This is a genomic window from Pseudomonas sp. JL27(2026) (assembly GCF_056933555.1).
On the sequence record NZ_CM167794.1, the window covers coordinates 1,411,729 to 1,435,433 of the forward strand.

18 protein-coding genes and 2 pseudogenes are annotated in these 23,705 nt (G+C 58.8%); 8 read left to right on the top strand and 12 right to left on the bottom strand.

The genetic code is table 11. From position 1 onward, the window contains the following. Positions 1 to 9: 9 nt before the first annotated feature. From AC1Z1G_RS06435 to AC1Z1G_RS06460, 6 genes are all read right to left on the bottom strand, one after another. The gene (locus tag AC1Z1G_RS06435) at positions 10 to 312 is read right to left on the bottom strand and encodes a BufA1 family periplasmic bufferin-type metallophore (protein ID WP_483625793.1); all 303 of its coding nucleotides are present in this window, start codon (positions 310 to 312) and stop codon (positions 10 to 12) included. Between the two features lie 397 nt (positions 313 to 709). Continuing rightward, complete coding sequence (locus AC1Z1G_RS06440; RefSeq protein ID WP_347904506.1) at positions 710 to 1,411, bottom strand: ABC transporter ATP-binding protein; 702 nt, start codon at positions 1,409 to 1,411, stop codon at positions 710 to 712. Beyond that, positions 1,412 to 2,179: a high-affinity branched-chain amino acid ABC transporter ATP-binding protein LivG gene (livG, locus tag AC1Z1G_RS06445; protein WP_347904507.1), complete on the bottom strand. Its 768-nt coding sequence runs from the start codon at positions 2,177 to 2,179 to the stop codon at positions 1,412 to 1,414. Then, complete coding sequence (locus AC1Z1G_RS06450) at positions 2,176 to 3,432, bottom strand: high-affinity branched-chain amino acid ABC transporter permease LivM (protein WP_483625796.1); 1,257 nt, start codon at positions 3,430 to 3,432, stop codon at positions 2,176 to 2,178. The genes livG and AC1Z1G_RS06450 overlap by 4 nt, the downstream gene beginning before the upstream one ends. Then, positions 3,429 to 4,352 carry a high-affinity branched-chain amino acid ABC transporter permease LivH gene (livH, locus tag AC1Z1G_RS06455; protein WP_483625798.1) on the bottom strand — a complete coding sequence of 308 codons (924 nt, stop codon included), beginning with the start codon at positions 4,350 to 4,352 and terminating at the stop codon, positions 3,429 to 3,431. The genes AC1Z1G_RS06450 and livH overlap by 4 nt, the downstream gene beginning before the upstream one ends. Positions 4,353 to 4,583: 231 nt before the next feature. Next, positions 4,584 to 5,711, bottom strand: a complete 1,128-nt coding sequence (locus tag AC1Z1G_RS06460; RefSeq protein WP_483625800.1) for a branched-chain amino acid ABC transporter substrate-binding protein — start codon at positions 5,709 to 5,711, stop codon at positions 4,584 to 4,586. A 336-nt stretch (positions 5,712 to 6,047) separates the two neighbouring features. On the opposite strand from AC1Z1G_RS06460, the gene AC1Z1G_RS06465 reads away from it, so the two are divergent. Next, on the top strand, positions 6,048 to 6,353 hold the full coding sequence (locus tag AC1Z1G_RS06465) for a DUF2288 domain-containing protein (RefSeq protein WP_483625802.1): 306 nt from the start codon (positions 6,048 to 6,050) through the stop codon (positions 6,351 to 6,353). 261 nt (positions 6,354 to 6,614) lie between these two features. On the opposite strand, the gene AC1Z1G_RS06470 is transcribed toward AC1Z1G_RS06465, so the two are convergent. After that, on the bottom strand, positions 6,615 to 8,789 hold the full coding sequence (locus AC1Z1G_RS06470) for a hypothetical protein (protein ID WP_483625803.1): 2,175 nt from the start codon (positions 8,787 to 8,789) through the stop codon (positions 6,615 to 6,617). Between the two features lie 238 nt (positions 8,790 to 9,027). Between AC1Z1G_RS06470 and AC1Z1G_RS06475 the strand changes: the two are divergent. Beyond that, positions 9,028 to 9,203: pseudogene (locus AC1Z1G_RS06475) on the top strand (NAD(P)-binding domain-containing protein); the annotation flags it as partial. Positions 9,204 to 9,259: 56 nt separating this feature from the next. On the opposite strand, the gene AC1Z1G_RS06480 reads toward AC1Z1G_RS06475, so the two are convergent. Then, positions 9,260 to 11,545: a putative bifunctional diguanylate cyclase/phosphodiesterase gene (locus AC1Z1G_RS06480; protein WP_483625805.1), complete on the bottom strand. Its 2,286-nt coding sequence runs from the start codon at positions 11,543 to 11,545 to the stop codon at positions 9,260 to 9,262. A gap of 286 nt (positions 11,546 to 11,831) precedes the next feature. Between AC1Z1G_RS06480 and AC1Z1G_RS06485 the strand changes: the two genes are divergently transcribed. Next, the gene (locus AC1Z1G_RS06485; RefSeq protein WP_483625807.1) at positions 11,832 to 13,181 is read left to right on the top strand and encodes a spinster family MFS transporter; all 1,350 of its coding nucleotides are present in this window, start codon (positions 11,832 to 11,834) and stop codon (positions 13,179 to 13,181) included. Between the two features lie 184 nt (positions 13,182 to 13,365). On the opposite strand, the gene rapA is transcribed toward AC1Z1G_RS06485, so the two are convergent. Continuing rightward, positions 13,366 to 16,212 carry an RNA polymerase-associated protein RapA gene (gene rapA, locus AC1Z1G_RS06490; RefSeq protein ID WP_483625809.1) on the bottom strand — a complete coding sequence of 949 codons (2,847 nt, stop codon included), beginning with the start codon at positions 16,210 to 16,212 and terminating at the stop codon, positions 13,366 to 13,368. A gap of 218 nt (positions 16,213 to 16,430) precedes the next feature. On the opposite strand from rapA, the gene AC1Z1G_RS06495 reads away from it, so the two are divergent. The 3 genes from AC1Z1G_RS06495 (at position 16,431) to ccoM (ending at position 17,362) form a co-directional block, all read left to right on the top strand. After that, positions 16,431 to 16,772, top strand: a complete 342-nt coding sequence (locus AC1Z1G_RS06495) for an aspartate-semialdehyde dehydrogenase (RefSeq protein WP_347904515.1) — start codon at positions 16,431 to 16,433, stop codon at positions 16,770 to 16,772. Between the two features lie 110 nt (positions 16,773 to 16,882). Further along, complete coding sequence (locus tag AC1Z1G_RS06500; RefSeq protein ID WP_483628017.1) at positions 16,883 to 17,101, top strand: hypothetical protein; 219 nt, start codon at positions 16,883 to 16,885, stop codon at positions 17,099 to 17,101. 144 nt (positions 17,102 to 17,245) lie between these two features. Then, positions 17,246 to 17,362 (top strand): cytochrome c oxidase subunit CcoM, encoded by a 117-nt coding sequence (gene ccoM, locus AC1Z1G_RS06505; RefSeq protein ID WP_015634423.1) that lies wholly within the window; start codon positions 17,246 to 17,248, stop codon positions 17,360 to 17,362. A 262-nt stretch (positions 17,363 to 17,624) separates the two neighbouring features. Here ccoM and AC1Z1G_RS06510 read toward each other — a convergent pair whose 3' ends face one another. Both AC1Z1G_RS06510 and AC1Z1G_RS06515 read right to left on the bottom strand, forming a co-directional pair. Beyond that, positions 17,625 to 19,100, bottom strand: a complete 1,476-nt coding sequence (locus AC1Z1G_RS06510; RefSeq protein WP_483625812.1) for an inorganic phosphate transporter — start codon at positions 19,098 to 19,100, stop codon at positions 17,625 to 17,627. A gap of 374 nt (positions 19,101 to 19,474) precedes the next feature. Beyond that, positions 19,475 to 19,675 (bottom strand): hypothetical protein, encoded by a 201-nt coding sequence (locus AC1Z1G_RS06515; protein ID WP_483625814.1) that lies wholly within the window; start codon positions 19,673 to 19,675, stop codon positions 19,475 to 19,477. A gap of 712 nt (positions 19,676 to 20,387) precedes the next feature. Here AC1Z1G_RS06515 and AC1Z1G_RS06520 point away from each other — a divergent pair. Further along, positions 20,388 to 20,486 (top strand): annotated as a pseudogene (locus tag AC1Z1G_RS06520) (IclR family transcriptional regulator); the annotation flags it as partial. A 295-nt stretch (positions 20,487 to 20,781) separates the two neighbouring features. After that, on the top strand, positions 20,782 to 22,128 hold the full coding sequence (pcaK, locus tag AC1Z1G_RS06525; RefSeq protein WP_483625816.1) for a 4-hydroxybenzoate transporter PcaK: 1,347 nt from the start codon (positions 20,782 to 20,784) through the stop codon (positions 22,126 to 22,128). 36 nt (positions 22,129 to 22,164) lie between these two features. Here the strand turns inward: pcaK and AC1Z1G_RS06530 are convergent, their stop codons facing one another. Beyond that, the gene (locus tag AC1Z1G_RS06530) at positions 22,165 to 23,064 is read right to left on the bottom strand and encodes a polysaccharide deacetylase family protein (RefSeq protein WP_483627770.1); all 900 of its coding nucleotides are present in this window, start codon (positions 23,062 to 23,064) and stop codon (positions 22,165 to 22,167) included. Between the last annotated feature and the right edge of the window lie 641 nt (positions 23,065 to 23,705).

Genomic DNA, 23,705 nt, shown 5'->3' on the forward strand with positions numbered 1-23,705 from the left:
GGGGGGCGATTACTTGGCTTTGTAAGCGGCCAGTTGACCGAAGCCGGTAGGCGAGGTTGGGCTGGCGGTGGTTTCGCAAGTGCCTTTTGGTACGAGTTTCCAGGAGTTGGCCTGGTAGTCCATTTTCGAGGTGCCGGCGCAGGTGGTGCCCGCGCCTGCGGCGCAATCGTTTTTACCTTTCATGGCAACGCCAAAGCATTTTTCCATGTCGTCGGCGGCGTGGGCGGTGGTCGGCAGAGCGGCGATGCTCAAGGCAGAACCGAGGGCCAGGGCGATAGCGGCGGCGGACAGGGTGCGAGTGGTAGCAGTCATGATGTTTCTCCAAAAGTGAGCGTGATAAGTAAGCGTTTGTGCTTGCTTACCCTTCTAGAGAAAGGTCATGCGGATTCGTTACAGCGCCGGTGAAAAAATATTGAAATCGCTGCAGGAGTCTTGCCAGCGATGGCGTTCAGGAGAGTGCTATCGCCAGAAAACTGTGCTCGACACAAAGCACCAGGCGAAAAAAAACGGCCCTCGGGCTAATGCCAGTCAGTTAAGAATTTAAGCACCGCAGTCCTTGTGGGAGCGGGCTTGCTCGCGAAAGCGGCGTCACAGTCAACATCGATGTTGAATGCAATGCCCTCTTCGCGAGCAAGCCCGCTCCCACAGGTTACGTGCCTTAACTGACAGGCATTAGCCCTCGGGCCGTTTTCTTCTTTGCAGCAGTGCCTTAACCGCCCAAGTAGGCTTCACGCACTTTTGGATCGGTCAGCAGGGCTTCACCCGTGCCTTGCATCACCACCCGGCCGTTTTCCAGCACGTAGGCGCGGTCGGCGATTTTCAAGGCCTGGTTGGCGTTCTGTTCTACCAGGAACACCGTGACCCCATCCTTGCGCAGTTGTTCGATGATGTCGAAGATCTGCTGGATGATGATCGGTGCCAGCCCCAGCGATGGCTCGTCGAGCAGCAGTAGCTTGGGTTTGCTCATCAGCGCCCGGCCGATGGCGAGCATTTGCTGCTCGCCGCCAGACATGGTGCCGCCCCGTTGGCTGAAGCGCTCCTTGAGCCGGGGAAACAGGTGCAGGACCTTGTCCATCTGCTCCTGGTAGTCGCCCTTGTCGGTGAAGAACCCGCCCATGGCGAGATTCTCCTCGACGGTCAGGCGAGCGAACACCCGACGACCTTCCGGTACCACGGCGATGCTTTTGCGCATGATCCGCGCCGAGTCCTGGCCGACCAGTTCTTCGCCCATGTAGCGAATGCTGCCGCTATGGGCCTGCGGTGAACCGCAAAGGGTCATCAGCAGGGTCGACTTGCCGGCACCGTTGGCACCGATCAGCGTGACGATCTCGCCCTGACGGACCTCGACGTTGACGCTGTGCAGGGCCTGGATCTTGCCGTAGAAGGTGGAAACGTTTTCGAATTGCAGCATTTACGCTTCCCCCAGGTAGGCTTTGATCACTTCAGGATTGTCGCGGATCTGTTCCGGCGTGCCGTCGGCCAGTGGTGTGCCCTGGTTGATCACGACGATGTGGTCGGAAATGCTCATGACCAGTTTCATGTCGTGTTCGATCAGCAGCACGGTGGCGTTGTGTTCTTCACGCAGGACGCTGATCAGCGCCTTGAGGTCATCGGTTTCTCGCGGGTTCAGGCCGGCGGCCGGTTCGTCGAGCATGAGGATCCGCGGGCGGGTCATCATGCAGCGGGCGATTTCCAGGCGTCGTTGCTGACCGTAGGCCAGCGTTCCGGCAGGGCGGTTGGCGAACTCCCTGAGGTTGACCTTGTCCAGCCAGTACTCGGCGTACTCCATGGCCTCGCGTTCACTTTTACGGAATGCCGGAGTCTTGAACAGGCCGGCCAGGAAGTTGGTGTTCAGGTGACGGTGCTGGGCGATCAAGAGGTTTTCGACCGCCGTCATGTCCTTGAACAAACGCACGTTCTGGAAGGTCCGCACCACGCCCTTGCGGGCAATCTTATGGCCGGGCAGGCCCTGGATAGGCTCGCCGTCCAGCAGGATGGTGCCGGCGGTGGGTTGGTAGAAACCGGTCAGGCAGTTGAACACGGTAGTCTTGCCGGCACCGTTCGGGCCGATCATCGACACCACCTGTTTTTCCTTCACGGTCAGGGCCACGCCGTTGACCGCCAACAGGCCGCCAAAGCGCATGCTCAGGCCGCTTACTTTCAGGATCTCACGGCTCATTTTCGCAGCTCCATGTGAGGACGTTGCATGGGCAGCAGGCCTTGAGGACGCCAGATCATCATCAGCACCATCATGGCGCCGAACATCAACATGCGGTACTCGCTGAATTCACGCATCAGTTCAGGCAACAGGATCATCACGGTGGCGGCGAGCACCACACCCAATTGCGAGCCCATGCCGCCCAGCACCACGATGGCGAGGATGGTGGCGGACTCGATAAAGGTGAAGGACTCCGGTGTCACCAGCCCTTGGCGCGCGGCGAAGAAGCTACCGGCGAAACCGGCGAAGCAGGCACCCAGGGTGAAAGCCGAAAGTTTGATGATCGTTGGGTTCAGGCCCAGCGCACGGCACGCGATTTCGTCTTCACGCAGCGCTTCCCAGGCACGACCCAATGGCATGCGCAGCAAGCGGTTGATGACGAACAGGGCAAACAGCGCCAGCAACAGCGCAACCAGGTAAAGGAAAATCACCTTGTTGATCGAGTTGTATTCGAGGCCGAAGTATTCGTGGAAGGTTTGCAGGCCTTCCGCGGCTTTACGTTCGAAGGTCAGGCCGAAGAACGTCGGTTTCTCGATGTTGCTGATACCGTTCGGACCACCGGTGAGGCCCGTCAGGTTACGCAGGAACAGGCGGATGATTTCACCGAAGCCCAGCGTCACGATGGCCAGGTAGTCACCGCGCAGCCGCAATACCGGGAACCCCAGGAGGAAGCCGAAAGTGGCGGCCATCATTCCGGCGATCGGCAGGCAGATCCAGAAGCTCAGGCCGTAGTAGTGCGACAGCAGCGCGTAGCTGTAGGCGCCCACGGCGTAGAAGCCGACGTACCCCAGGTCCAGCAGACCGGCCAGGCCGACCACGATGTTCAGGCCCAGCCCGAGCATCACGTAGATCAGCACCAGGGTGGCGATGTCCACTGCCCCGCGGGAACCGAAGAACGGCCAGATCAGGGCGCCGGCGATCAACGCGATGATGATCCAGCGCTGGGTGGACGGCAGTGTCAGGAAGTTACTGGCCTTGGCCGGCATTACCGGCATGCTTGGCGAGGATTTCCAGGCTGCGCTGATCTGATGGTCGAACAGCACCCGCAGGAACATCAGCACCGAGCACACGGCGATGGTGATCAGTGTTGTATTGCTGGTGCCGTGAACTTCGAGGTTGATGCCGACAATAGTCAGTTTCAGACCGAGTACCGGGTAGGCCACGGCCCATACCAGCAGGGCGCTGAACAGCGCCTGTTTAAGATTCCTAGTCATACTTTTTCAACCTCCGGACGGCCCAACAGGCCGGTTGGCCGGAACAACAACACCAGAACCAATAGACCGAACGCCACGACATCCTTGTACTGGTCGCCGAAGATATCGGCGCCAAAGGCTTCAGCTACCCCAAGGACCAGCCCGCCGAGCATGGCGCCCGGAATGCTGCCAATGCCGCCCAGTACCGCAGCGGTAAAAGCCTTGAGACCGACGAGGAAGCCGGCGTTCGGGTTGATCACGCCGTATTGCATGCTCAGCAGCACGGCCGCAATGGCCGCCAGCGCGGCACCGATGACGAAGGTCAGGGCGATGATGTTGTTGGTGTTGATGCCCAGCAGGTTGGCCATCTTGATGTCTTCGGCGCAGGCACGGCAGGCGCGGCCCAGGCGAGAACGGGAGATGAACAGCGTCAGGCCGAGCATGGCGACCAGGGTCACCACGAACACCACGATTTGCATGTAGGAAATCAGCACTTCATGTGCGCCACCTGGCCCGATGGCGAAGTTGCCGGGGATCAGGTTGGGGATGGATTTGTCCTTGGAGTCTTGCGCCAGCAGTACGGTGTTCTGCAGGAAGATCGACATGCCGATGGCGGAAATCAGCGGGATCAGACGGTTGCTGCCGCGCAAGGGGCGGTAGGCGATCCGTTCGATGCTGTAGCCGTAGGCACTGGTAACGACGATGGTCGCGATGAACGCGGCGGTCATCAATAGCGGGACACTGTCGAGTCCCATCATGGACAGGCCCGCAATGGCGATGAACGCCACGTAGGAACCAATCATGTACACCTCGCCGTGGGCGAAGTTGATCATTCCAATGATGCCGTAGACCATCGTATAGCCGATGGCGATCAAGGCATACGTGCTGCCAACGGTCAGGCCGTTAACCAGCTGTTGGAAGAAGTGATAGATGTCAGGCATTACAGCGCTCCTAAAAACCTGATACGCATTTCACTGGTGGAGTCATTTTCCCGCTCAGGCCCCGTGGATCTGCATCCACTTCGGACATGAGGTTTGCCAGCGAACCGCTGATGACGGTTTTGAGATTTTCAGGTGGGCAGACTGCGGATCACGCAAGTGCGGCCCAATACGTTCGTAAAACAAAGCCCACGGCACGCCGTGGGCTTTATTGGCAGTCAGTCAGGGCACGCCTTACTGAGGCGAGACTTCGGTTTTAGGTTTGCCGAAGTGCCACTCGTAGACCACGAATTTGAAGTCTTTGAGGTCGCCCTTGGCGTCGAAGCTCAGGTCGCCAGTCGGGGTCTTGAAGGTCCCGGCATGGATGGCTTCGGCCACTTTGGCTGCGTCTTCGCTCTTGGCGGCAGTGATACCACCGGCGATGACTTCAACGGCGGAGTAGGAAGGGAACACGAACGGACCGCTCGGGTCTTCTTTCTTGGCTTTGAACGCGTCAGCCAGGGCGACGTTCGCCGGGTCTTGGTCGAAGGACTTCGGCAGGGTCACCAGCAGACCTTCGGAAGCGTCCTTGGCGATCTGCGAAATCGAGTCGTTGCCCACGCCTTCCGGCCCCATGAACTTGGCTTTCAGGCCTTTTTCCTGGGCTTGACGCAGGATCAGGCCCAGCTCTGGGTGGTAGCCGCCGTAGTAGACGAAGTCGACATTGGCTTGCTTGAGCTTGGATATCATCGAGGAGAAATCTTTGTCGCCGGCGTTGATGCCTTCGAACACGGCAACCTTGACGCCTTTGCCTTCGAGGGTTTTCTTCACGGCAGTGGCGATGCCTTCGCCGTATTGCTGTTTGTCGTGCAATACCGCAACGATTTTCGGTTTCACGTGGTCGGCGATGTAGTTACCGGCGGCAGGGCCCTGGGCGCTGTCCAGGCCGATGGTACGGAAGACCATTTTGTAACCACGGTTGGTGATGTCCGGGCTGGTGGCAGCCGGGGTGATCATGACCACGCCTTCGTCTTCGTAGATGTCGGAGGCCGGTTGAGTGGAGCTGGAGCACAGGTGACCGACGACAAACTTGACGCCGTCGTTGACGACTTTGTTGGCTACTGCAACGGCTTGTTTCGGGTCGCACGCATCGTCGTATTCAACAGCTTCGAGTTTCTTGCCGTTGACGCCGCCCTTGGCGTTGATTTGTTCGATGGCCATTTTTGCGCCACTGAACTGCATGTCGCCGTATTGGGCTACGGGGCCGGTTTTAGGGCCGGTGATGCCGATCTTGATGGTGTCAGCTGCGAACGAATGGCTGGCAACTCCGGCCAGAACCATAGCGGCAAACAGTTTGGAAATCTGCTTAGTAGCCTTATTCATAGTGCTCCACTCTTGCTGTTGTAATTTTTATAGTTCTAGAAGCCAAGGCCACAGAACCGGATCGATATCTTGGATATCCCCCGGAAATGCCCCCGGCAACTGTACCGGTACAGTGTAGAGCGCCAATTGTTCGCTTGGAAAGCTGGCGCCTACGGGCAAAACCTGAGGGTGTCGCTTTATTGAAAGAAAAAGACAGAATTGCGGCGTGGGTTCGGCCCGATCTGGCGGCTATCCTTGGCTTTCCTGCAGTTCTCGATCAATCACACTTTTGCATCCGGGTTTTTCTGCCCGACCACCGACGTTATGATTGCGCCGATTTCATTTCTGGACAGGCCCATGACTCAAGAACCTAGCACCCTCTATGCCAAGCTGCTTGGTGAAACCGCATCTATTACCTGGAAGGAGCTGGAACCGTTCTTTGCCAAGGGTGCCCTATTGTGGGTCGACGCCGACCTGGATTTGATCGAAGCGGCCGAAGCCGTGGCCCAGGATGAGGGCGAGAAAGTGGCCGCCTGGCTGGCTGCCGAGAAGCTGGGCAAGGTGTCTGAAACGCGGGCGCTGGATCTGGTGGCGCGTGATCCACAGCTTTGGGCGGTGGTGGTTTCACCGTGGATTCTGATCCAGGAAAGGGCGCAGGTCTGAAGGCTCGCACCGATTTGGTGCTGATGGTGTTCGGGTAAAAGTGTGTAGCCGAGTAGCGTGGTGGCAGGTTGCCGTAGAGAAATGCCACAGGCCGGCAGGGGGGAAGGTGACGTAAACGTAACGGGAACAGTTTAGTAAGCAGCCGAACGGCTGCTTAATTGTTTCTGGATGTTGGATTTGTGTTGAATTTTAAGCCCGCTCCCACAGGGGTCAGTGATGACCTTGTGGGAGCGGGCTTGCTCGCGAAGGGGGCACCGCTGATTAGGCCGTTTTGCCCGTGTGGTTATTGAGGGAAATAACCTTGGTCTTGCCGATACGGTGACGGTAGATCTCGCGCAGGTACTTGATGGCTTTCTTCACGCAATCGCGGGACAGGCGGATGTCGTTGATCGACACGAACTTGTCCTTGTCGTTGATCAGCTCGCGGTACTTCTTCTCGTACATTGGCTTGATCGCATACCAGTTGGTGTCGAGGATCTTGGCCGGGTTTTCGAACTCGTTGAGCAGGTCATCGATCAGGTCTTCGTCGAACTCCTCATGGATGATGAAGTCCAGGATCGAGTTGTCCAGGGTTTCGTCGAAGCGGTACGGGTTTTTCGCAAAGCAACGCTTGATGAAGGCCACGATCAACGTCAGGAAGTCGTCCGACAGGCACGGGCTCTTGGCGATCAGCGTGGTCAGAGACAGGTTGGCCGACGCGCCGATCACCAGTGCATAACGCTTGAGCGTGGTGTTGGGGAACAGGCTGTTGAGGTGGGTCTTCAGCCGGTTCAGGTCCATGTAGGACAGCTTGTAGTCCTTAGGCAGGGACACGATCGAGACCACCGACGAGCAGTTCTTGAAGAAGTGCAGGTCGTGCAGCGCGGCGGCGTCGTAGCCCGAGTTCTTGTACTGCTCCAGCGACGCGCGATAGCGCTTGGACTCGATCGGCAACAGGCTGATGCCTTCGATGGCCTGGGTAACCTTGTTGAAGTGCGGCAAGTCGATGGAGCGGAAGAACAGGTCGTCGATGTTCAGGCGCTGTGGCTCTTTATCGAACACCTTGAACTTGTCGCTGGTCGGCGCCGGTTGTTCAGGCACTACAGATTCGGCGTAGGCAATCGCCACCGGGCCGGCCAGGCTCATGAACAGGTCGTTGGCGTCCAGGCGAATGGTTTCGCCGATGTCGATGCCCGCACGACGGAAGTAGTTCTGGTCGTAGTCGGTGGTCACCGCCTGTGCGGTCAGAATGTTGAAGATCTGCTGCGAGATGTATTGGTTGGCGTGTTTTTCCATGGCATTGACGTCAATGTTCTGGATGTTGCCGTCATCGCTCTCTTCGGCATAACGCATGATGTCGTTGGAGATCAGCATCATGGCGTTCCATGGGCGGATACGGCCCATGACGCTGGCTTCGCTGCTGTCTTCATTGTCGAAGTTGTATGAGAAGTCCCATTCTTCCGACAGGTATTTACACAGCAGGCGACCGGCGTTGATGTGCAGGGCTTCGGACATTTCGCTGCGGTGATCGGAAATGTTCGGCAGTACGCAAATGCCGCTGGTGAAGATCGGTTCGAAGACGAAGGAGTGGCCAGCCTTGCTGTCGTGTTCGTCCACCGGTTTGGTGTCGAATGTCTTGTTCATGTACGAGTACTGTTGCGCCAGGCCGAACTCCGAGGCCATGCCCGAACCCGTACCACCGCCGGCACTGAAGATCGAGAAGTACAGGCGCGACTGGTTGGCCTTGATGCCACAACTGTCGATCAGGTACGAGTGGATCATTTTCCAGTCCGGGCTGGAGAATCGCTGGGTGTCCTTGTTCAGGATGATCTTGGCCAGGTACTGGCCGAGGATCGGTGCGTTACCGGCACCACCGGCGTGGACTTCCGAGAGGTCCATGATCTTCATTTTGCTGTAGTCGCGCAGGAAGCCGCTTTTTTCGCCCTTGCGCGAAAAGCGGATACGCCCGGCGATGTCCTTGTCCAGGTCGCCGAGCATCACCAGCGGCTCTACCAGGAACACCGGTTTGGTGGCCTTGTTCGGCCCCAGGCGCAGGTTGGTGCGGATCCACTGCGCCGGGCTGTAGCCCTTGTCGGCGTAAGGTTTGTCTTCGTTGTTGAATTCGTTGAGGTAGAACTTGCGCGCGTTGTAGACCAGTTCGGCGACATCCAGCGCAATGTTCGAACCGCAGCGCCCCAGGCCGATCAGGCAAACCGACGGAAACTCCTGGTCGCGACGGATTTCGCTGTCGTCTTCCAGGTGCGGCGGACGCGGGAATACCATGTCACGCAGGCCGTCGAGGTTGTCGAGGATGCGGTCGGTATTGGTCTCGGTGAAGTACAGGTATTGCTGGGTCGCAAGCGGGCGCGAGCTGGTCAATGGCTTCGAGGGTCTTTCCGAAAGAACAGTGGGCGTCAGATCGGATACTGCGTTGGCAGGGTTGTTTTTAGAAGTCATTGTGCGCCATGGCCTGGACTGGTGGGCTCGAAAGAAGGATGTCATCGAGCCATCACGGGTGGGGTCTCGCGACTTTACAGTGCGATATTGGCCCCAGCGATAGGGTTAAACCTTAGTTTCGCTAGGGGGAATCCTTTCCTAGTCATGATGAATCGGCCAATATCCGGCGATCTTTAATCGAACGAAGGCAAGATGATGGCAGGCGCTGCCTTCTCCGGCGTTTGCCGGCATTGGCCTGATGGGGCTGCCAATGTGCCGGTGCCTGTTGGCGGCGGGCTATCAGCTGACGGTGTGGAACGGCAACCCGGCCAAATGCGTGCCTTGGGTTCAGGCCGGGCGCGACAAGTGGCCACACCTGCCGGACTCTGCCAACACGCCGATTGGGTGTTGTTGTGCCTGGCGGACACCGCTGTTCAATGACCTCGACACGAGGGCGCAATTCTCCCGCGAACAAGGTTCGGTGACGTCGATCAACGGATTGGTTGCACAACTGATGTGTTTGCAGGGTGGCCAGGGCTTTCTGGAAAAAGAGCCTTCGGCATTAATCCATCTGTACCGCGGGCCAGGCTCAGCGGATTAAACGTGTGGGCGTGTTTACGCTGGTTGATTTCGTCCAGTACCGGGCGCAGCTCCGTCAGTGGTACCGGGCGGCTGAGCAAATAGCCCTGAACGAAATCACAGCCGTAGCGGTTGAGGAACTCGTATTGCTCGATGGTTTCGACGCCTTCGGTGACCACCTGCAAGTGCAGGGTATGGGCCATGACGATAATGGCCTGGACGATTTCCATGTCCTGGGCCGACTTGGGAATGTCGAGGATGAACGAGCGGTCGATTTTCAGGGTGTTGAGCGGCAAGCGCTTGAGGTAGGCCAGGGAAGAATAGCCGGTGCCGAAATCGTCGATCGACAGTGAAACCCCGAGGGCGCGGATCTGGCGCAACAGCACCAGGGTGTTGGCGATGTTGCCCATCAGCGCGTTTTCGGTGACTTCCAGCTCCAGGCGTTGCGGCGCGACGCCCGCGCTGCGCAAGGCACTTTCGATTTCACTGGCCAGCTCTTCACGGGCCAGGTTGAGTGGCGAGCAGTTCACCGCGATTTTCAGCGCTTCGCAGCCATGGCGCGACAGTTCGCTCAAGTCCTGGCAGGCCTTGCGCAGCACCCAGTTGTCGAGTTCGGCGATCAAACCGTTGGCTTCGGCAATCGCGATAAAACGGTCGGGTGCCAGCAGGCCATGCACCGGGTGTTGCCAGCGAATCAAGGCTTCAAGCTTGGTGACCTGGCCGGCCTTGAGGTCGTAGATCGGCTGGTAATAGAGCATCAACCCGGCGTCATCGCGTAAGGCGTTGCGTAATTCTTCTTCAAGCTGCAATTCAAGGGTGGCGCGGGTTTTCAGGTTGGAGCTGAAAAAGTGCAGGCCATTGCGGCCACTGCCCTTGGACTGATACAGCGCAAGGTCCGCGTTCTTGAGCAGTTCTTCGCAGGTCTTGCCGTCGTCGGGGAACACGCTGATGCCGATGCTGGTGGTCATCACCATGCGCCGTCCGGCCAGTTCGATGGGGTCTTTCATCTTCTGCATGATGCGCTGTGCCATGTGCCGGGCTTCTTCGCGGTCATGCAGGCCGATGAGGATGCAGAACTCGTCGCCGCCGAAGCGCGCGACCACGTCATCGTGGCTGCGGGTTGACTGCTTGATGTGGGTCGCCAGGACTTTGAGCAGTTCATCGCCGGCATCATGGCCGAGGCTGTCGTTGATACGCTTGAAGTGGTCAATGTCCAGAAACATCACCGCGAGCATGCCGCCCTGGGTGGTTTTCTCCATGAGCTTTTCGGCGAAGATCTGGTTGAAACCACGGCGGTTGATCAGGTTGGTCAGGGCATCGTAATGAGCCACCTGTTGCAGTGACATCCGGGCCTGGTCCAGTTGAGTGAGCAGGGCGTTGACCCGTCGCAGGTCGTGCTCCTTGTTTTGCAGTTTCTTGTCGGCCAGCGCCGCACTGATGCTGCTGCCGATGATCAGCAGCATGATGACCGCGACTGTCAGGCCCAGTTGCATGTGGTTGTTTTCGGGGGGAGGAAGTTGTTGCAGGGTCCCGGCAGGCAGCACCAGGTGCAGCGACCACATGCCCGTGAAGTGCATGCAGACGATACCTGCCCCCAGCACCAGGCTGGCGGTGTATTTGAGCAGTTGGTGGAACATGCCACTGCCATTGCGCAGGTGATTGGAGAGCAGCAATGCGGCGAAGCTGGCGCCGATGGCAATCAGGATCGATACCACGAACAGCGTCGGCTGGTAGTAGGCCACAGCCTGGCTGCGCATCGCGGCCATGCCCACGTAATGCATGGTGGCAATGCCCAGGCCCATCCAGACCGAGGCCAGCGCGTAACGGCCGAGGCGCAAATGCGGGTGGCTGAGAGTGTCCATCGCCAGGAACGAGGCGATCAGCGCGATCACCAGTGAAAGCAGGGTAATGAGCAAATCGTAGCGAATCTCGACGGGCGCCTGAAACGCCAGCATGCCGATAAAGTGCATCGCCCAGATGCCGCCGGCCAGGCAACTCGCACCCACCCAGCGCCAGAGCCGCTGTGCCGAAGGTTTCTCGACGTGACCGACGCGTTCGGCCATGTCCAGGGTGGCGAAACTGGCCGTGCAGGCAACCAGATACGCCAGTAGTACCAGAAAGGGGTTATGAGTGCAGTTGAGTACGACCTGGCCGCTCACTGGCAGCTCGGTAATAAAGTGCAAACCCAGCCACTCCATAGCATGCCCCGTTTCTGAGTCATCCAGCCCCCGCGCCATGAACGCTGGCGAATGGATGGAGTATAGAGGCCGTGTACAGAGCGCAAGGGGTGATGGCACCTTGGTGCCGATGATTTTGAAATGAGCACTAGAACTTTTTGAAATAAACCCGCGCGCGGCCCTTCGATAGGCGGTTACCCGACTTACGAATCATTACAGACAGTTGGGGTGGCGCTGACTAAATTGCTGATTCCGGGCTCGGATGCTGCGGCAGTGAAGCCCATATAACAATAAAAGAGACGGACCCATGCAGAACTCGACCCAAGCGGCGAATGCCTGGCGCATTCTGTTCCTGCTGTTCCTGGCCAACCTGTTCAACTTCTTCGACCGCACCATTCCCGCGATCATCATGGAGCCGATCCGCATGGAGTGGCACCTGAGCGATTTCCAGATCGGCATCATCGGCACCGCATTTACTCTCGTCTATGCCATTGCCGGTTTACCACTGGGGCGAATGGCAGACACCGGTTCGCGCAGCAAACTGATGGGGTGGGGGCTGGCGGCGTGGAGCGGGCTGACGGCGGTCAACGGGCTGGTCGGCAGCTTCTGGGGGTTCCTGCTGGTGCGCATGGGGGTTGGCATTGGCGAGGCGAGCTACGCGCCAGCGGCTAACTCGTTGATTGGCGATCTGTTCCCGGCCCATCGACGGGCACGGGCCATGGGTATTTTCATGCTCGGTCTGCCGCTGGGGCTGCTGCTGGCATTTTTCACCATCGGGGCGATGGTCAAGGCGTTCGACAGTTGGCGTGCGCCGTTCTTCATTGCCGCAGTGCCGGGGCTGTTGCTGGCGGTGTTCATGTTTTTCATCAAGGAGCCCAAGCGCGGCGCGGCGGAAGCTGTGCAGATCTCCCAGGAGCCGGTCGATCGGCCGGTTCGCCGGGTGTTGGCGATCCCGACATTTCTCTGGCTGGTGCTGGCGGGGCTGTGCTTCAACTTTGCATCGTATGCCTGTAACTCCTTCATGGTGCCGATGTTGCAGCGCTACTTCCTGCTGTCCTTGCAGGACGCCGCCGTGGCGACGGGTGTGATCGTGGGCATCACCGGGTTGATCGGCTTGACGGCCGGCGGCTGGGTTGCCGACAAACTCCATCAGCGCTTTGCCAGTGGTCGGCTGTTGTTTGCCGGGGTCAGCCTGCTCATTTCGACCCTGTGTACGGCGTGGGCCTTGCACGCCGGGCGTGTCGAAATCGGTGTGTTCGTCGCGGCTTTCAGTGTCGGTTGGCTGTTTGCCTACAACTTCTATACGTGCGTCTACACGGCGATTCAGGACGTGATCGAACCGCGTTTGCGGGCCACGGCGATGGCGTTGTTCTTTGCCGGTTTGTATCTGCTGGGCGGCGGTCTTGGACCTGTGGTGGTGGGCGCGTTGTCTGACCACTTTGCCCACACGGCGATGTATGCCGCGGGTGCCGAACAGATGAACGAGGCGTTTAAAGCGGTCGGATTGCACGACGCCATGTACCTGATTCCGGTGGCGTTGTTTTTCACCATGGTGTTTCTGTTCCTGGCTTCGCGGTGTTTTGTCCGTGATGCCCAGCGGATGAAGGAGGGTTTGGTGGCAGGGGTAGAACCTGGGATTGCTGTGGCGACTGTCTGATTGCTTTCGCGAGCAAGCCCGCTCCCACAGGGATCATCGCTGAGCACAAATGCTGTGTACGCTGTAGATCAAATGTTGGAGCGGGCTTGCTCGCGAAGAGGCCATCAGCAACAACACAGCACTCAAGCATAAAAAAGGCCCGCATCGCTGCGGGCCTTTTGTTTTTACGGGGGGGGAGGAGGGATTAACCCGCCACCAGCACCCGGATCGCTTCCAGTCTCAGTGCCGCTTTGTCGAGCATGGCCAGGCCTTGCTCGCGTTGCTGGCGCAGGGCAACCAGTTCGCTGTCACGCACGGTCGGGTTGACGGCTTGCAGGGCGGTCAGGCGTGCCAGTTCTTCGTCGGTGTCGGCGGCGAGGCGGCGTTGCGCTTCGGCCACACGTTCGGCGTGACGCGGGGTGATTTTCTGTTCTCCGGCGTTGATACGCGGTGTCAGTTGATCACGCTGGGCCTGCACAAACTTGTTGGCGCTGGCGCGTGGCACGCTTTCGAGCTGGTCGTTGAGGGTTTCGAACGATACCCGGCTCGACAGGTCGTTGCCGTTGGTGTCCAGCAGGCAGCGCAGGGCGGCCGGTGGCAGGTAACGGCCCAGTTGCAGCGAGCGCGGGGCAACCACTTCGCTGACGTAGAGCAGTTCCAGCAACACAGTGCCCGGTTTCAGGGCCTTGTTCTTGATCAGCGCAACGGCGGTGTTGCCCATCGAACCGGACAGCACCAGGTCCATGCCACCCTGAACCATCGGGTGTTCCCAGGTGATGAATTGCATGTCTTCACGAGACAGCGCCTGGTTGCGGTCGTAGGTGATGGTTACACCTTCGTCGTCGCCCAGCGGGAAGCTGGCGTCGAGCATTTTTTCGCTTGGCTTGAGGATCAGGGCGTTTTCCGAATGGTCTTCGCTGTCGATGCCGAACGCATCGAACAGGGTTTCCATGTAGATCGGCAGGGCGAACTGATCGTCTTGCTCAAGGATCGCCTCGACCAGCGCATCCCCTTCACCAGCGCCACCGGAATTGAGTTCCAGCAGGCGGTCGCGACCGCTGTGCAGCTCGGCTTCCAGGCCTTCGCGGGCGGTACGGGCTTCGTCGATCAGCGCTTGCCACTCGCCGTCGTCGGCGTTTTCCAGCAGCGGCAGCAGGCGTGGGCCGAACTGATGCTGCAAGGCGTTGCCGGTCGGGCAGGTGTTGAGGAACGCGTTAAGTGCTTCGTGGTACCACTGGAACAGGCGCTCTTGCGGACTGGTTTCCAGGTACGGCACGTGCAGTTCGATGACGTGCTTTTGACCGATCCGGTCCAGACGACCGATACGCTGTTCCAGCAGGTCCGGGTGCGACGGCAGGTCGAACAGCACCAGGTGGTGCGAGAACTGGAAGTTGCGACCTTCGCTGCCGATTTCCGAGCAAATCAGCACTTGGGCGCCAAACTCTTCGTCCGCGAAGTAAGCGGCCGCGCGGTCACGCTCAAGGATGTTCATGCCTTCGTGGAACACCGTGGCCGGAATCCCGGAGCGCACGCGCAGGGCGTCTTCCAGGTCCATAGCGGTTTCGGCGTGGGCGCAGATCACCAGCACCTTGGTGCGCTTGAGCATTTTCAACTGGTCGATCAGCCACTCGACGCGAGGGTCGAAGCGCCACCAGCGTTGTTCTTCATCTATATCCGGTTGTGCCTGGAAGCTGACTTCCGGGTACAGCTCGGCGTGTTCGCCCAGCGGCAACTCCAGGTATTCGTCGGGGCACGGCAGCGGATACGGGTGCAGTTTGCGTTCCGGGAAGCCTTGTACCGCCGCGCGGGTGTTGCGGAACAGCACGCGGCCGGTGCCGTGGCGGTCCAGCAGTTCACGCACCAGGCGGGCACTGGCTTCGACATCGCCAGCGTTGACGGCGGTCAGTAGTGCTTCGCCTTCTTCACCGAGGAAACCCTGGATGGTTTTGTGGGCGGCCGGGGACAGGCGACCCTGGTCCATCAGCTCCTGAACGGCTTCGGCCACCGGGCGATAGTTTTCGCTCTCGGCGCGGAAGGCCTTCAGGTCATGAAACCGGTTTGGATCGAGCAGGCGCAGGCGCGCGAAGTGGCTGTCCTGACCCAATTGCTCAGGGGTCGCGGTCAGCAGCAGCACGCCGGGAATGGTTTCTGCCAGTTGCTCGACCAGTGAGTACTCGGGGCTGACCTGATCTTCGTGCCACACCAGGTGGTGCGCTTCGTCGACCACCATCAGGTCCCAGCCGGCCGCGAACAGCGCGTCCTGGGCCTTTTCGTCTTCTACCAGCCACTCCAGGGCCACCAGCGCGAGCTGGGTGTCTTCGAACGGGTTGGTGGCATCGCTTTCGATGAAGCGTTCTTCGTCGAACAACGCGACCTGCAGGTTGAAGCGGCGACGCATCTCCACCAGCCACTGGTGCTGGAGGTTTTCCGGCACCAGGATCAGTACGCGATTGGCGCGGCCCGACAGCAGTTGGCGATGGATCACCAGGCCGGCTTCGATGGTTTTACCCAGGCCCACTTCGTCCGCCAGCAGAACCCGTGGCGCGATACGGTCAGCGACTTCACGGGCAATGTGCAATTGGTGAGCGATGGGTTGCGCACGCACGCCACCCAGGCCCCAGAGCGAGGACTGTAACTGGCGGCTGGTGTGTTCAAGGGTGTGGTAACGCAGGGAGAACCAGGCCAGTGGGTCGATCTGCCCAGCGAACAAACGGTCGCTGGCCAGACGGAACTGGATGAAGTTCGACAGTTGGGTCTCTGGCAGGGTCACCGCTTCGTTCTGCGCGTTGAGCCCGTGGTAGACCAGCAGGCCGTCGACGTCGTCGACTTCGCGCACGGTCATTTTCCAGCCTTCGAAGTGAGTGATCATGTCACCCGGCGAAAACCTCACTCGCGTGAGGGGCGCGTTCCGTAGCGCATACTGGCGAGTGTCGCCAGTGGCCGGATAGAGCACGGTCAGCAAGCGACCGTCCTGTGCCAGAACGGTGCCTAAACCCAGCTCGGCTTCGCTGTCACTAATCCAGCGTTGCCCCGGTTGATACTGCTGCGCCATGCTGCCTGACTCCCGCCTTGAAAAAGCCGACTATCTTAACGGAATGAGGCCTTCAGAGCCAAAGGACTCTCATAAAATCTACAGGGTTGACGTTAGCCCAACGGTGAGCTCATCGGGGTCGGGGGCACTTGAGAGTGTCAACCGGGTCACAAGTTTGCGACCGGTGGCTCAAGTCGCCACCCCCGCAGCCGACAGCCTGCTGACAGGAGAACCACACTATGCTGCCACCGATGCTCCCTTTGAGCGCCGTGCCGATCACCTCCCAGCAGGATCCGATCCGCCAACGCCCGGATATTCCCCCGGTGGTGCCGGTAGAAGCCAGCTCCAATGAAAGCACGATCGACCTGCAAAAACGCGATGCCGAAGAGTCGGCCTTGTTGCTGCGTGAAGAACAGCGCCGTCAGCAAGAGCGTGACAAGCGTCGCCGTGAGGCCGAGGACGACCCGGAAGAACACCTGGCGGTGCCCGGTGATGAACTGAATGCGGACAACACCGTGCCGGTGGTGCCGCTGATGGAAGCACAGCCACGCCAGGGGCTGTGGGTGGATGTCGAGGTCTAGGCGGGCCTTTGCTTCACATTTGGCAACCGTTCGCCGGGTTACGTCGATACCCGCACTGGTCAGCATTGATCTCTGACCGCATTATGATGGGCAAACCCTGAGCGGGCAGGATGGCTGATGCCGACTTGCCACGCCTGTATTCGCCCCACAACGACGTACTTCATGCCATGAGCCAAGATGACAAGCTGATCGACCTCAACACCGAGCGCGCCAAGCGCGTGCACGACCTCAATGAAAAGCGCCTCAACGAAGTGCGCCAGGCTTTCGAGCAGGCCATGCCGCTTGGAAAAGCCAGGAAAAAGCCGAAAAGCAAACCGAAAAAGCGTTGAAACCCCCTGCATCCGTTGATGCAGGTCAGTTATTTCCCCTCCCTTACGCCCAGTCTCGGGCGGCATTGATCCCGGTCAATTTTCTCCTGCGTCCAATTGGGTAACTTAGCCCCATCGCAACAAGGCGAACGCAGGAGGCCAGTCATGTTTTTCGATAATGTGGTGATCGCCGGAGTGCTGACAGTCGGCCTCATGGTTCTGTTTTTCGCAGGATTTGGATTCTTCATCTGGAAAGACGCGAATAAGCGTAAAAAACCTTAGGTCTTTTCAGAAACACGAGCACGCAAGGCATTTTGGGCGACTTCGGTCGCCCTTTTTTTTGTGCGCGTTTTTCCTGCGGCGACTGATTAACCGTAGAGGCCGAGCTTGCTCGCGATAGCGGCGGGCCAGTCGCCTTCAAACTTGAATGTTAAATAGCCTTCGCGAGCAGGCTCGCTCCTACAGTGGGTTTTTGATGCCTGGAAGAAAGCAATAAAAAAGGCGCGAACCTTACGGAACGCGCCTTTTTTGTCGCTGCTGTGTATCAGCTCGCGAGTGCCTTCGACGCCAGCCAGAACAGGCCGGCCGACAGGCCCACGGTCGCTGGCAGGGTCAGGACCCAGGCCAGCAGGATGGTTTTCACGGTGCCGCCTTGCAGGCCGCTTTTGTTTGCGACCATGGTCCCGGCTACGCCCGAAGACAGGACGTGGGTGGTCGACACCGGCAGGCTGAAGATGTTTGCCAGGCCGATCATGCACGCGGTGGTGATCTGCGCCGACATGCCCTGAGCGTAGGTCATGCCTTGTTTGCCGATCTTCTCGCCGATGGTCAGCACCACACGTTTCCAGCCCACCATGGTGCCCAGGCCCAAGGCCAGGGCAACCGCCAGAATCACCCAGAACGGTGCGTATTCGGTGGTGGCGGTCAGGTCTTTGCGCAGCTTGTCCAGGTCCGCTTTTTCACGCGGCGCGAGGCCAGGCAACTTGCCGACTTTCTTCGCGGTGTCGTCCAGGCAGAGCAGGTAACGACGCACTTCGATACGATTATCCGACGACAGCGAATGGTAATCCGATACGCCTTTGAGGGTGCCCAACAGTGCCTTTATGGTCGGCTCTGTCTGTTGCGGATTGCAGCGGAATTTCTCCGGCAAGTCGTCTTCGACACTTTTACCCAGGGCCAGGAACTCGCCCAGGGTCTCGTTATTGCGTTGATAGAACTGGCTCAGGTGCAAGGTCGCATCGCGAGTGCGTTCGATCTGGTAGGTGGTGCTGGTCAGGTCGAGCACAAACTGCGCCGGCACAATACCAATCAACACCAGCATGATCAGGCCGATGCCTTTCTGGCCATCGTTGGAGCCGTGAACAAAACTCACCGCCATCGCCGAAATCACCAGAACCAGACGGTTCCAGAACGGCGGGTGCTTTTTGTCATCAAGCTTGCGGCGCTGGTCCGGGGTCTTGTGCATCTTGGACAGTGGACGCCACCATTTAAGGCCAATCAACACCAACGCTGCCACGAGGAAACCGGCCATAGGCGAGAACACCAGGGAGGCGCCGATATCGATCGCTTTCTGCCAGTTCACACCATCGGCCAACGGAATATCGTTGATCAAGGCGTTCGCCAGGCCTACACCGAGGATCGAACCGATCAGGGTGTGCGAGCTCGATGCCGGGATACCGAAGTACCAGGTGCCCAGGTTCCAGGTGATGGCTGCGGCGAGCAGCGAGAACACCATGGCCAACCCGTGGCCGGTGTTCACGTTGATCAGCAGCTCTACCGGCAACAGGTGGACGATGGCATACGCCACGCCAACGCCGCCCAGCAACACGCCGAGGAAGTTGAACACACCGGAAAAGAACACGGCCAGGTGAGGTGGCATGGCTTTGGTGTAGATAACAGTGGCAACCGCGTTAGCGGTGTCATGAAAGCCGTTGATGAACTCGAAGGCGAGGACAAAGGCCAGGGCGAGCAAGAGGCTCACAAGCACCCAAGCATCCAGTCCGCTGAATAAATCGATCATGAAGGTTTTCTGACCCGGTCATAAGGGGGCGCGATTATGCCAGAAAAGACTGGTAATCGATGCACTAGCTGCTCATCGGTAACATTCTTCAACGATTTAGTGTGTGGCGACACTCAAAGCCCCAGGATGGCGCTCGGTTTTACAACTCATTGATTTTGCTGGAGGTCTGCCGGCAGGGCGCGTGCCTGACGGTGTCAGTAGAGGCCTGAAACGTGTGTGCGAAATATCTGAAAGCAGGGCAGCCATAAGCCGGGTGCCTCATCCGTTCGGGTTGAGGTGGCAGCCGCCCGCTCATGGCGGGCGCGATATGGAGCAGTGATCCCGTCAGCGTGTTGCCAACAGGTTACCGGCCCTGAGAACTCAAGCCGCAGCGATCATGGCTCTTCGGTCTTGAGTTCTTTTTCCATCTTTTGCAGTTCCTGGGTAAAAGCCTGATCCAGAATACTGGCGCGTTTACGCCACGGTTTGCGTTCCGGTTCGGGCTGAGCAGCGTAGGTGGTGACTTCCCCGCCGTAAACATCCTTGTAACGTTGTTCCTGGCGCTCAAGTTCCGCGCGCAGTTCGTCTTTCGTCACAGTGTTACCTAATTGAGTTGAGATAAATTCTGGTGATACACACTGCAACGATCGTGTTCACCGCGCCGACCACTTGCCCGTGCCAAGAAGACACTTGCTCGTGTTGCGGTAAACAGCGTCCTTGTTGCAGGCGGCCACGGCACCAGAGAAGAACAGTCGACGTAGCATCAGTTAGAGTTTGGCGAGCGTATTTAAAGCGTCATGAAATGGGCGCCAGGCGCTTGCCGCAGGAAGCGACGATGGACCGTCGTGCTGCCTGAGTGATTGGATCCGATAGTCATAAAAACGTGACCCTCACTGAGATGCATTATAGCGGCCGATCCGAATAAGACTATCTCGAAGAAGTTAAATGTGGTTCACATTGTGTGATCGTTTTGTTACGCCGAAGTTTTTCCCGTGCTGACACTCTTCACGCAGACAGTGTCTGTCGGTCTTTGCGATGGCATTAAGGCACACACATTAAGTGGACAAGGCGCGCATAAAAGGAAGAATAAGCAAACTTGCTGTTCCTGCTAGTGAAGGAAAGATACCAAGCGGGTCGAAAGGGTAAGCGGTTAACGGTCCAAGGCTATTTCTGGGGCACTGTAGGGCGAGGGCCAATTGATTGCGATTACTGGTCGACGGTTCGATAGCCGCTCAACCCTCACCGTCAGTAGCGTGTGCAGCCAATGCGCAGCCGCTTGTAACAGGCGCCGATCTCTGTGGGAAAGCTCAGGTACTGGCGGCCCTGAATGTCAGCACCCACGTCGGACGAGTCAGCCGGGGCGAGCTGGAAAAGCGCTTTTTGCCTTGCCTGATCGCCACTCGGCGACTTTTCGTACAGGCCCTGAGCCGTTGGGTAAACGCACAAAGTTGCATTTATCGAATTGACGTTGTTTCCCTTGCCTCATTAATGTCGCGGCAGCGTTAGCCGACCTGCCCATGATCTGACAGCTTTCGGCTGATGCCCCAAGACATAATAAAGAGGCCAACCCCCATGCCGACGCTTTGCGGCCGATGCTGTCCCTCGTGACTGCTTTGCGGACCCTGGGTCACGATCCCTTTTGTAACATGGCGGGTAATTGCCAGCCTCGGCTCGCCTGCGTTTATTGCGTGGAATAAAAATAATGAATCAGCCTCAAACCGCCGTGGGGAACTGCCTTGATGTGCAGTCTTTCATCAATGCCCAACCACTGTCGCGTTACCAATGGCGAGTCGTGATCCTGTGTTTTTTGATTGTTTTTCTTGATGGCCTGGATACGGCGGCCATGGGATTCATTGCGCCGGCCCTGTCTCAGGAATGGGGCATAGACCGCGCCAGCCTGGGCCCGGTGATGAGTGCCGCGCTGATCGGCATGGTTTTCGGTGCACTGGGCTCAGGGCCATTGGCTGACCGTTTCGGGCGAAAGGTCGTACTGGTGGGTGCCGTGCTGTTATTTGGTGCGTTCAGCCTGGTCTCGGCGTACAGCACCAATGTCGATCAATTGCTGGTGCTGCGCTTTCTCACCGGCCTGGGCTTGGGCGCCGGCATGCCGAACGCCACCACGTTGGTGTCCGAATACACCCCGGAGCGCCACAAGTCGCTGTTGGTCACCAGCATGTTTTGCGGCTTCAACCTGGGCATGGCCGGTGGTGGTTTCATTTCGGCCACGCTGATCCCGGCGTTCGGCTGGCACAGCCTGTTGCTGATCGGCGGGGTTCTGCCGTTGATCCTCGCGGTAGTGTTGTTGTTTTGGCTGCCGGAGTCGGCGCGGTATCTGGTGGTGCGCAATCGTGGTACGGACAAGGTGCGCCAGGCGTTGGCACCGATTGACCCGATCACGGTCGCCCGGGCGTCGAGCTTCAGTGTGCCGGAGCAGAAAACCGTCAAGGCCCGCAATGTGTTCGCACTGATCTTCTACGGGACCTACAGCACTGGCACATTGTTGTTGTGGCTCACTTACTTCATGGGGCTGGTGATCGTGTACCTGCTGACCAGTTGGTTGCCGACACTGATGCGTGACAGCGGCGCGAGCATGGAGCAGGCCGCGTTCATTGGCGCGCTGTTCCAGTTCGGTGGGGTGTTGAGTGCGGTCGCCGTGGGCTGGGCGATGGATCGGTTCAATCCGCACAAGGTGATCGGCATTTTCTATCTGTTGGCCGGAGTGTTTGCCTACGCGGTGGGGCAGAGCCTGGGGAACATGACGCTGTTGGCGACCCTGGTGTTGGTCGCCGGGATGTGCGTCAACGGTGCGCAATCGGCGATGCCCTCCCTGGCGGCGCGTTTTTACCCGACCCAGGCCCGCGCCACGGGAGTTTCGTGGATGTTGGGGATGGGCCGCTTCGGCGCGATTCTCGGCGCGTGGATGGGCGCCACGTTGCTGGGCCTTGGCTGGAACTTCGAACAGGTGCTCACGGCACTGGTGATTCCGGCGGCCCTGGCCACCACGGCCGTGCTGATCAAGGGCATGGTCAGCCATGCGGATGCGACCTGAAGCCAGGCTTCAGATTGCCTGGCGATTTCAGGGGCCTCAATGGGAATCGCTGTCCCAGATCCAGTTCCACACGCCGGGCAACCGGACCGGTTGGGACGCATCGCGAACAGTGCGGGCCATGGCAGCGGTCAGCAGGGCTGATTGATCGTCGTAAAACGGTTTGGCGGCCGTGCTCAGGCCTGTCTCGCGTGCGCTGTCGAGCAAGATTTGCAGGTATTCCTGCATGTGCCGGGCGGTGTAGCGATTGAGGTCGTGAAAGGTCACGACGATGGGGATCACGTTATCCACTGTCGGCAGTTCTCCTGCGACGATACGCTCACGCACTTCGGACAGTTGCCGCACCAGGTTGGAACGTCGGCGGGGGCTGGCCGTGATTCCCCACACCTTGCCGTCATTGGCGCTCAGGTCGGTCAGCAATACGTGCAAGCCATGTTGCTGATACGCCGCGAAGGTGCGTTTGTCGTAGTTCCAGAAGGGGGGGCGCACCAAAACCGGTGCGCTGCCGGTGATCGACGCGATGTCTGCGCTGCCTTGGGTGAGTGACTGTTCAAGTTCTTCGGGGGACAGCGACCGGTGGTTGGTGTGCCATGGCGTGGCCGTGTGGAAACCCAGCAGATGCCCCGCTGCGTTTTCGCGCTGCATGGTTTTGCGGCCTCGTTCACTGCCACCGGCCCGGGGCGCCTGGGTCTGCACGAAGAACACTGCCTTGATGCCCGGTTGCATCGGGTTGCTGGCCAGCACGGCAAGAATCGCCCGTGTTGGATTGGCATACCCGGAAGCACTCGGCCCGTCGTCGAAGGTCAGCAGAAAGCGGATCGGCGGCGATGAGCGCAACAGATTGACAGTGTGCGGTGTCAGGGGGATCGGCGGGCCGATACAGCCGCTGAGGCTGACCGTCAGCGTGAGGGCCAATAAGAAAGCGGCGATCAGTTTCATGTAGTTGTCTTGCCCACGACTGCTCAGGGTGGGCGCAGGCGTGCAGCGGGTGGTCATTGACCACACCGCAAGTCCGTTGCTCCCAGGGATATAGCCATAGGAACGTTGCGCCGGTGAACGGTTCAGGGGGCCGCAGGTTATTCGTCGGTTCGGAGCCGATTGACGATGGCGCAGGGCACGGCCGCAACCCGAGGTTGCAGACAAAAAGCACTGGGGACGTTGGCGAGCGGGGTGGGATCGGCAGGGGCATTCAACCCGATGGACGGAATGATGGGCGATTAACGAGCACTAACAGGAGGGGGCCGTTCAATTACAGAAGCGGGCGTATTTTCAATTAAAACGCGACGTTATCGGGAGCGATGCGTGTGTACCTGATCAGCGTTCTAATTATGGCGTTTATAGTGTGCTGTTTACTGCTTGCAAGAAGTGTTTATTGTTTTGATTGTAAGAGCTCATCTTCAGCTTTAACGCTTGTGGAAGGTGTATAAAAAATGTCGGTTAAACTTAAGAATCGGCATTATCGATTATCGTGAAATGGTTTAAGGGAAGCCTTGGCATCGCTGGAAAAGCAAAGAGTCGTTGCTATATTCAACACTCTCAGGGCGGGTAAGGAGCGTTTGGTTTCTCGTCAGGGGATCTGT

Bases quoted from the DNA above. Each gene is read 5' to 3' on its own strand.
- livG (WP_347904507.1), bottom strand. From the start codon at position 2,179: ATGAGCCGTGAGATCCTGAAAGTAAGCGGCCTGAGCATGCGCTTTGGC.
- AC1Z1G_RS06480 (WP_483625805.1), bottom strand. From the start codon at position 11,545: ATGGAGTGGCTGGGTTTGCACTTTATTACCGAGCTGCCAGTGAGCGGC.
- AC1Z1G_RS06500 (WP_483628017.1), top strand. From the start codon at position 16,883: ATGGCTGATGCCGACTTGCCACGCCTGTATTCGCCCCACAACGACGTA.
- AC1Z1G_RS06460 (WP_483625800.1), bottom strand. From the start codon at position 5,711: ATGAATAAGGCTACTAAGCAGATTTCCAAACTGTTTGCCGCTATGGTT.
- livH (WP_483625798.1), bottom strand. From the start codon at position 4,352: ATGCCTGACATCTATCACTTCTTCCAACAGCTGGTTAACGGCCTGACC.
- AC1Z1G_RS06470 (WP_483625803.1), bottom strand. From the start codon at position 8,789: ATGACTTCTAAAAACAACCCTGCCAACGCAGTATCCGATCTGACGCCC.
- rapA (WP_483625809.1), bottom strand. From the start codon at position 16,212: ATGGCGCAGCAGTATCAACCGGGGCAACGCTGGATTAGTGACAGCGAA.
- pcaK (WP_483625816.1), top strand. From the start codon at position 20,782: ATGAATCAGCCTCAAACCGCCGTGGGGAACTGCCTTGATGTGCAGTCT.
- AC1Z1G_RS06465 (WP_483625802.1), top strand. From the start codon at position 6,048: ATGACTCAAGAACCTAGCACCCTCTATGCCAAGCTGCTTGGTGAAACC.
- ccoM (WP_015634423.1), top strand. From the start codon at position 17,246: ATGTTTTTCGATAATGTGGTGATCGCCGGAGTGCTGACAGTCGGCCTC.
- AC1Z1G_RS06530 (WP_483627770.1), bottom strand. From the start codon at position 23,064: ATGAAACTGATCGCCGCTTTCTTATTGGCCCTCACGCTGACGGTCAGC.
- AC1Z1G_RS06485 (WP_483625807.1), top strand. From the start codon at position 11,832: ATGCAGAACTCGACCCAAGCGGCGAATGCCTGGCGCATTCTGTTCCTG.
- AC1Z1G_RS06440 (WP_347904506.1), bottom strand. From the start codon at position 1,411: ATGCTGCAATTCGAAAACGTTTCCACCTTCTACGGCAAGATCCAGGCC.
- AC1Z1G_RS06435 (WP_483625793.1), bottom strand. From the start codon at position 312: ATGACTGCTACCACTCGCACCCTGTCCGCCGCCGCTATCGCCCTGGCC.
- AC1Z1G_RS06495 (WP_347904515.1), top strand. From the start codon at position 16,431: ATGCTGCCACCGATGCTCCCTTTGAGCGCCGTGCCGATCACCTCCCAG.
- AC1Z1G_RS06510 (WP_483625812.1), bottom strand. From the start codon at position 19,100: ATGATCGATTTATTCAGCGGACTGGATGCTTGGGTGCTTGTGAGCCTC.
- AC1Z1G_RS06450 (WP_483625796.1), bottom strand. From the start codon at position 3,432: ATGACTAGGAATCTTAAACAGGCGCTGTTCAGCGCCCTGCTGGTATGG.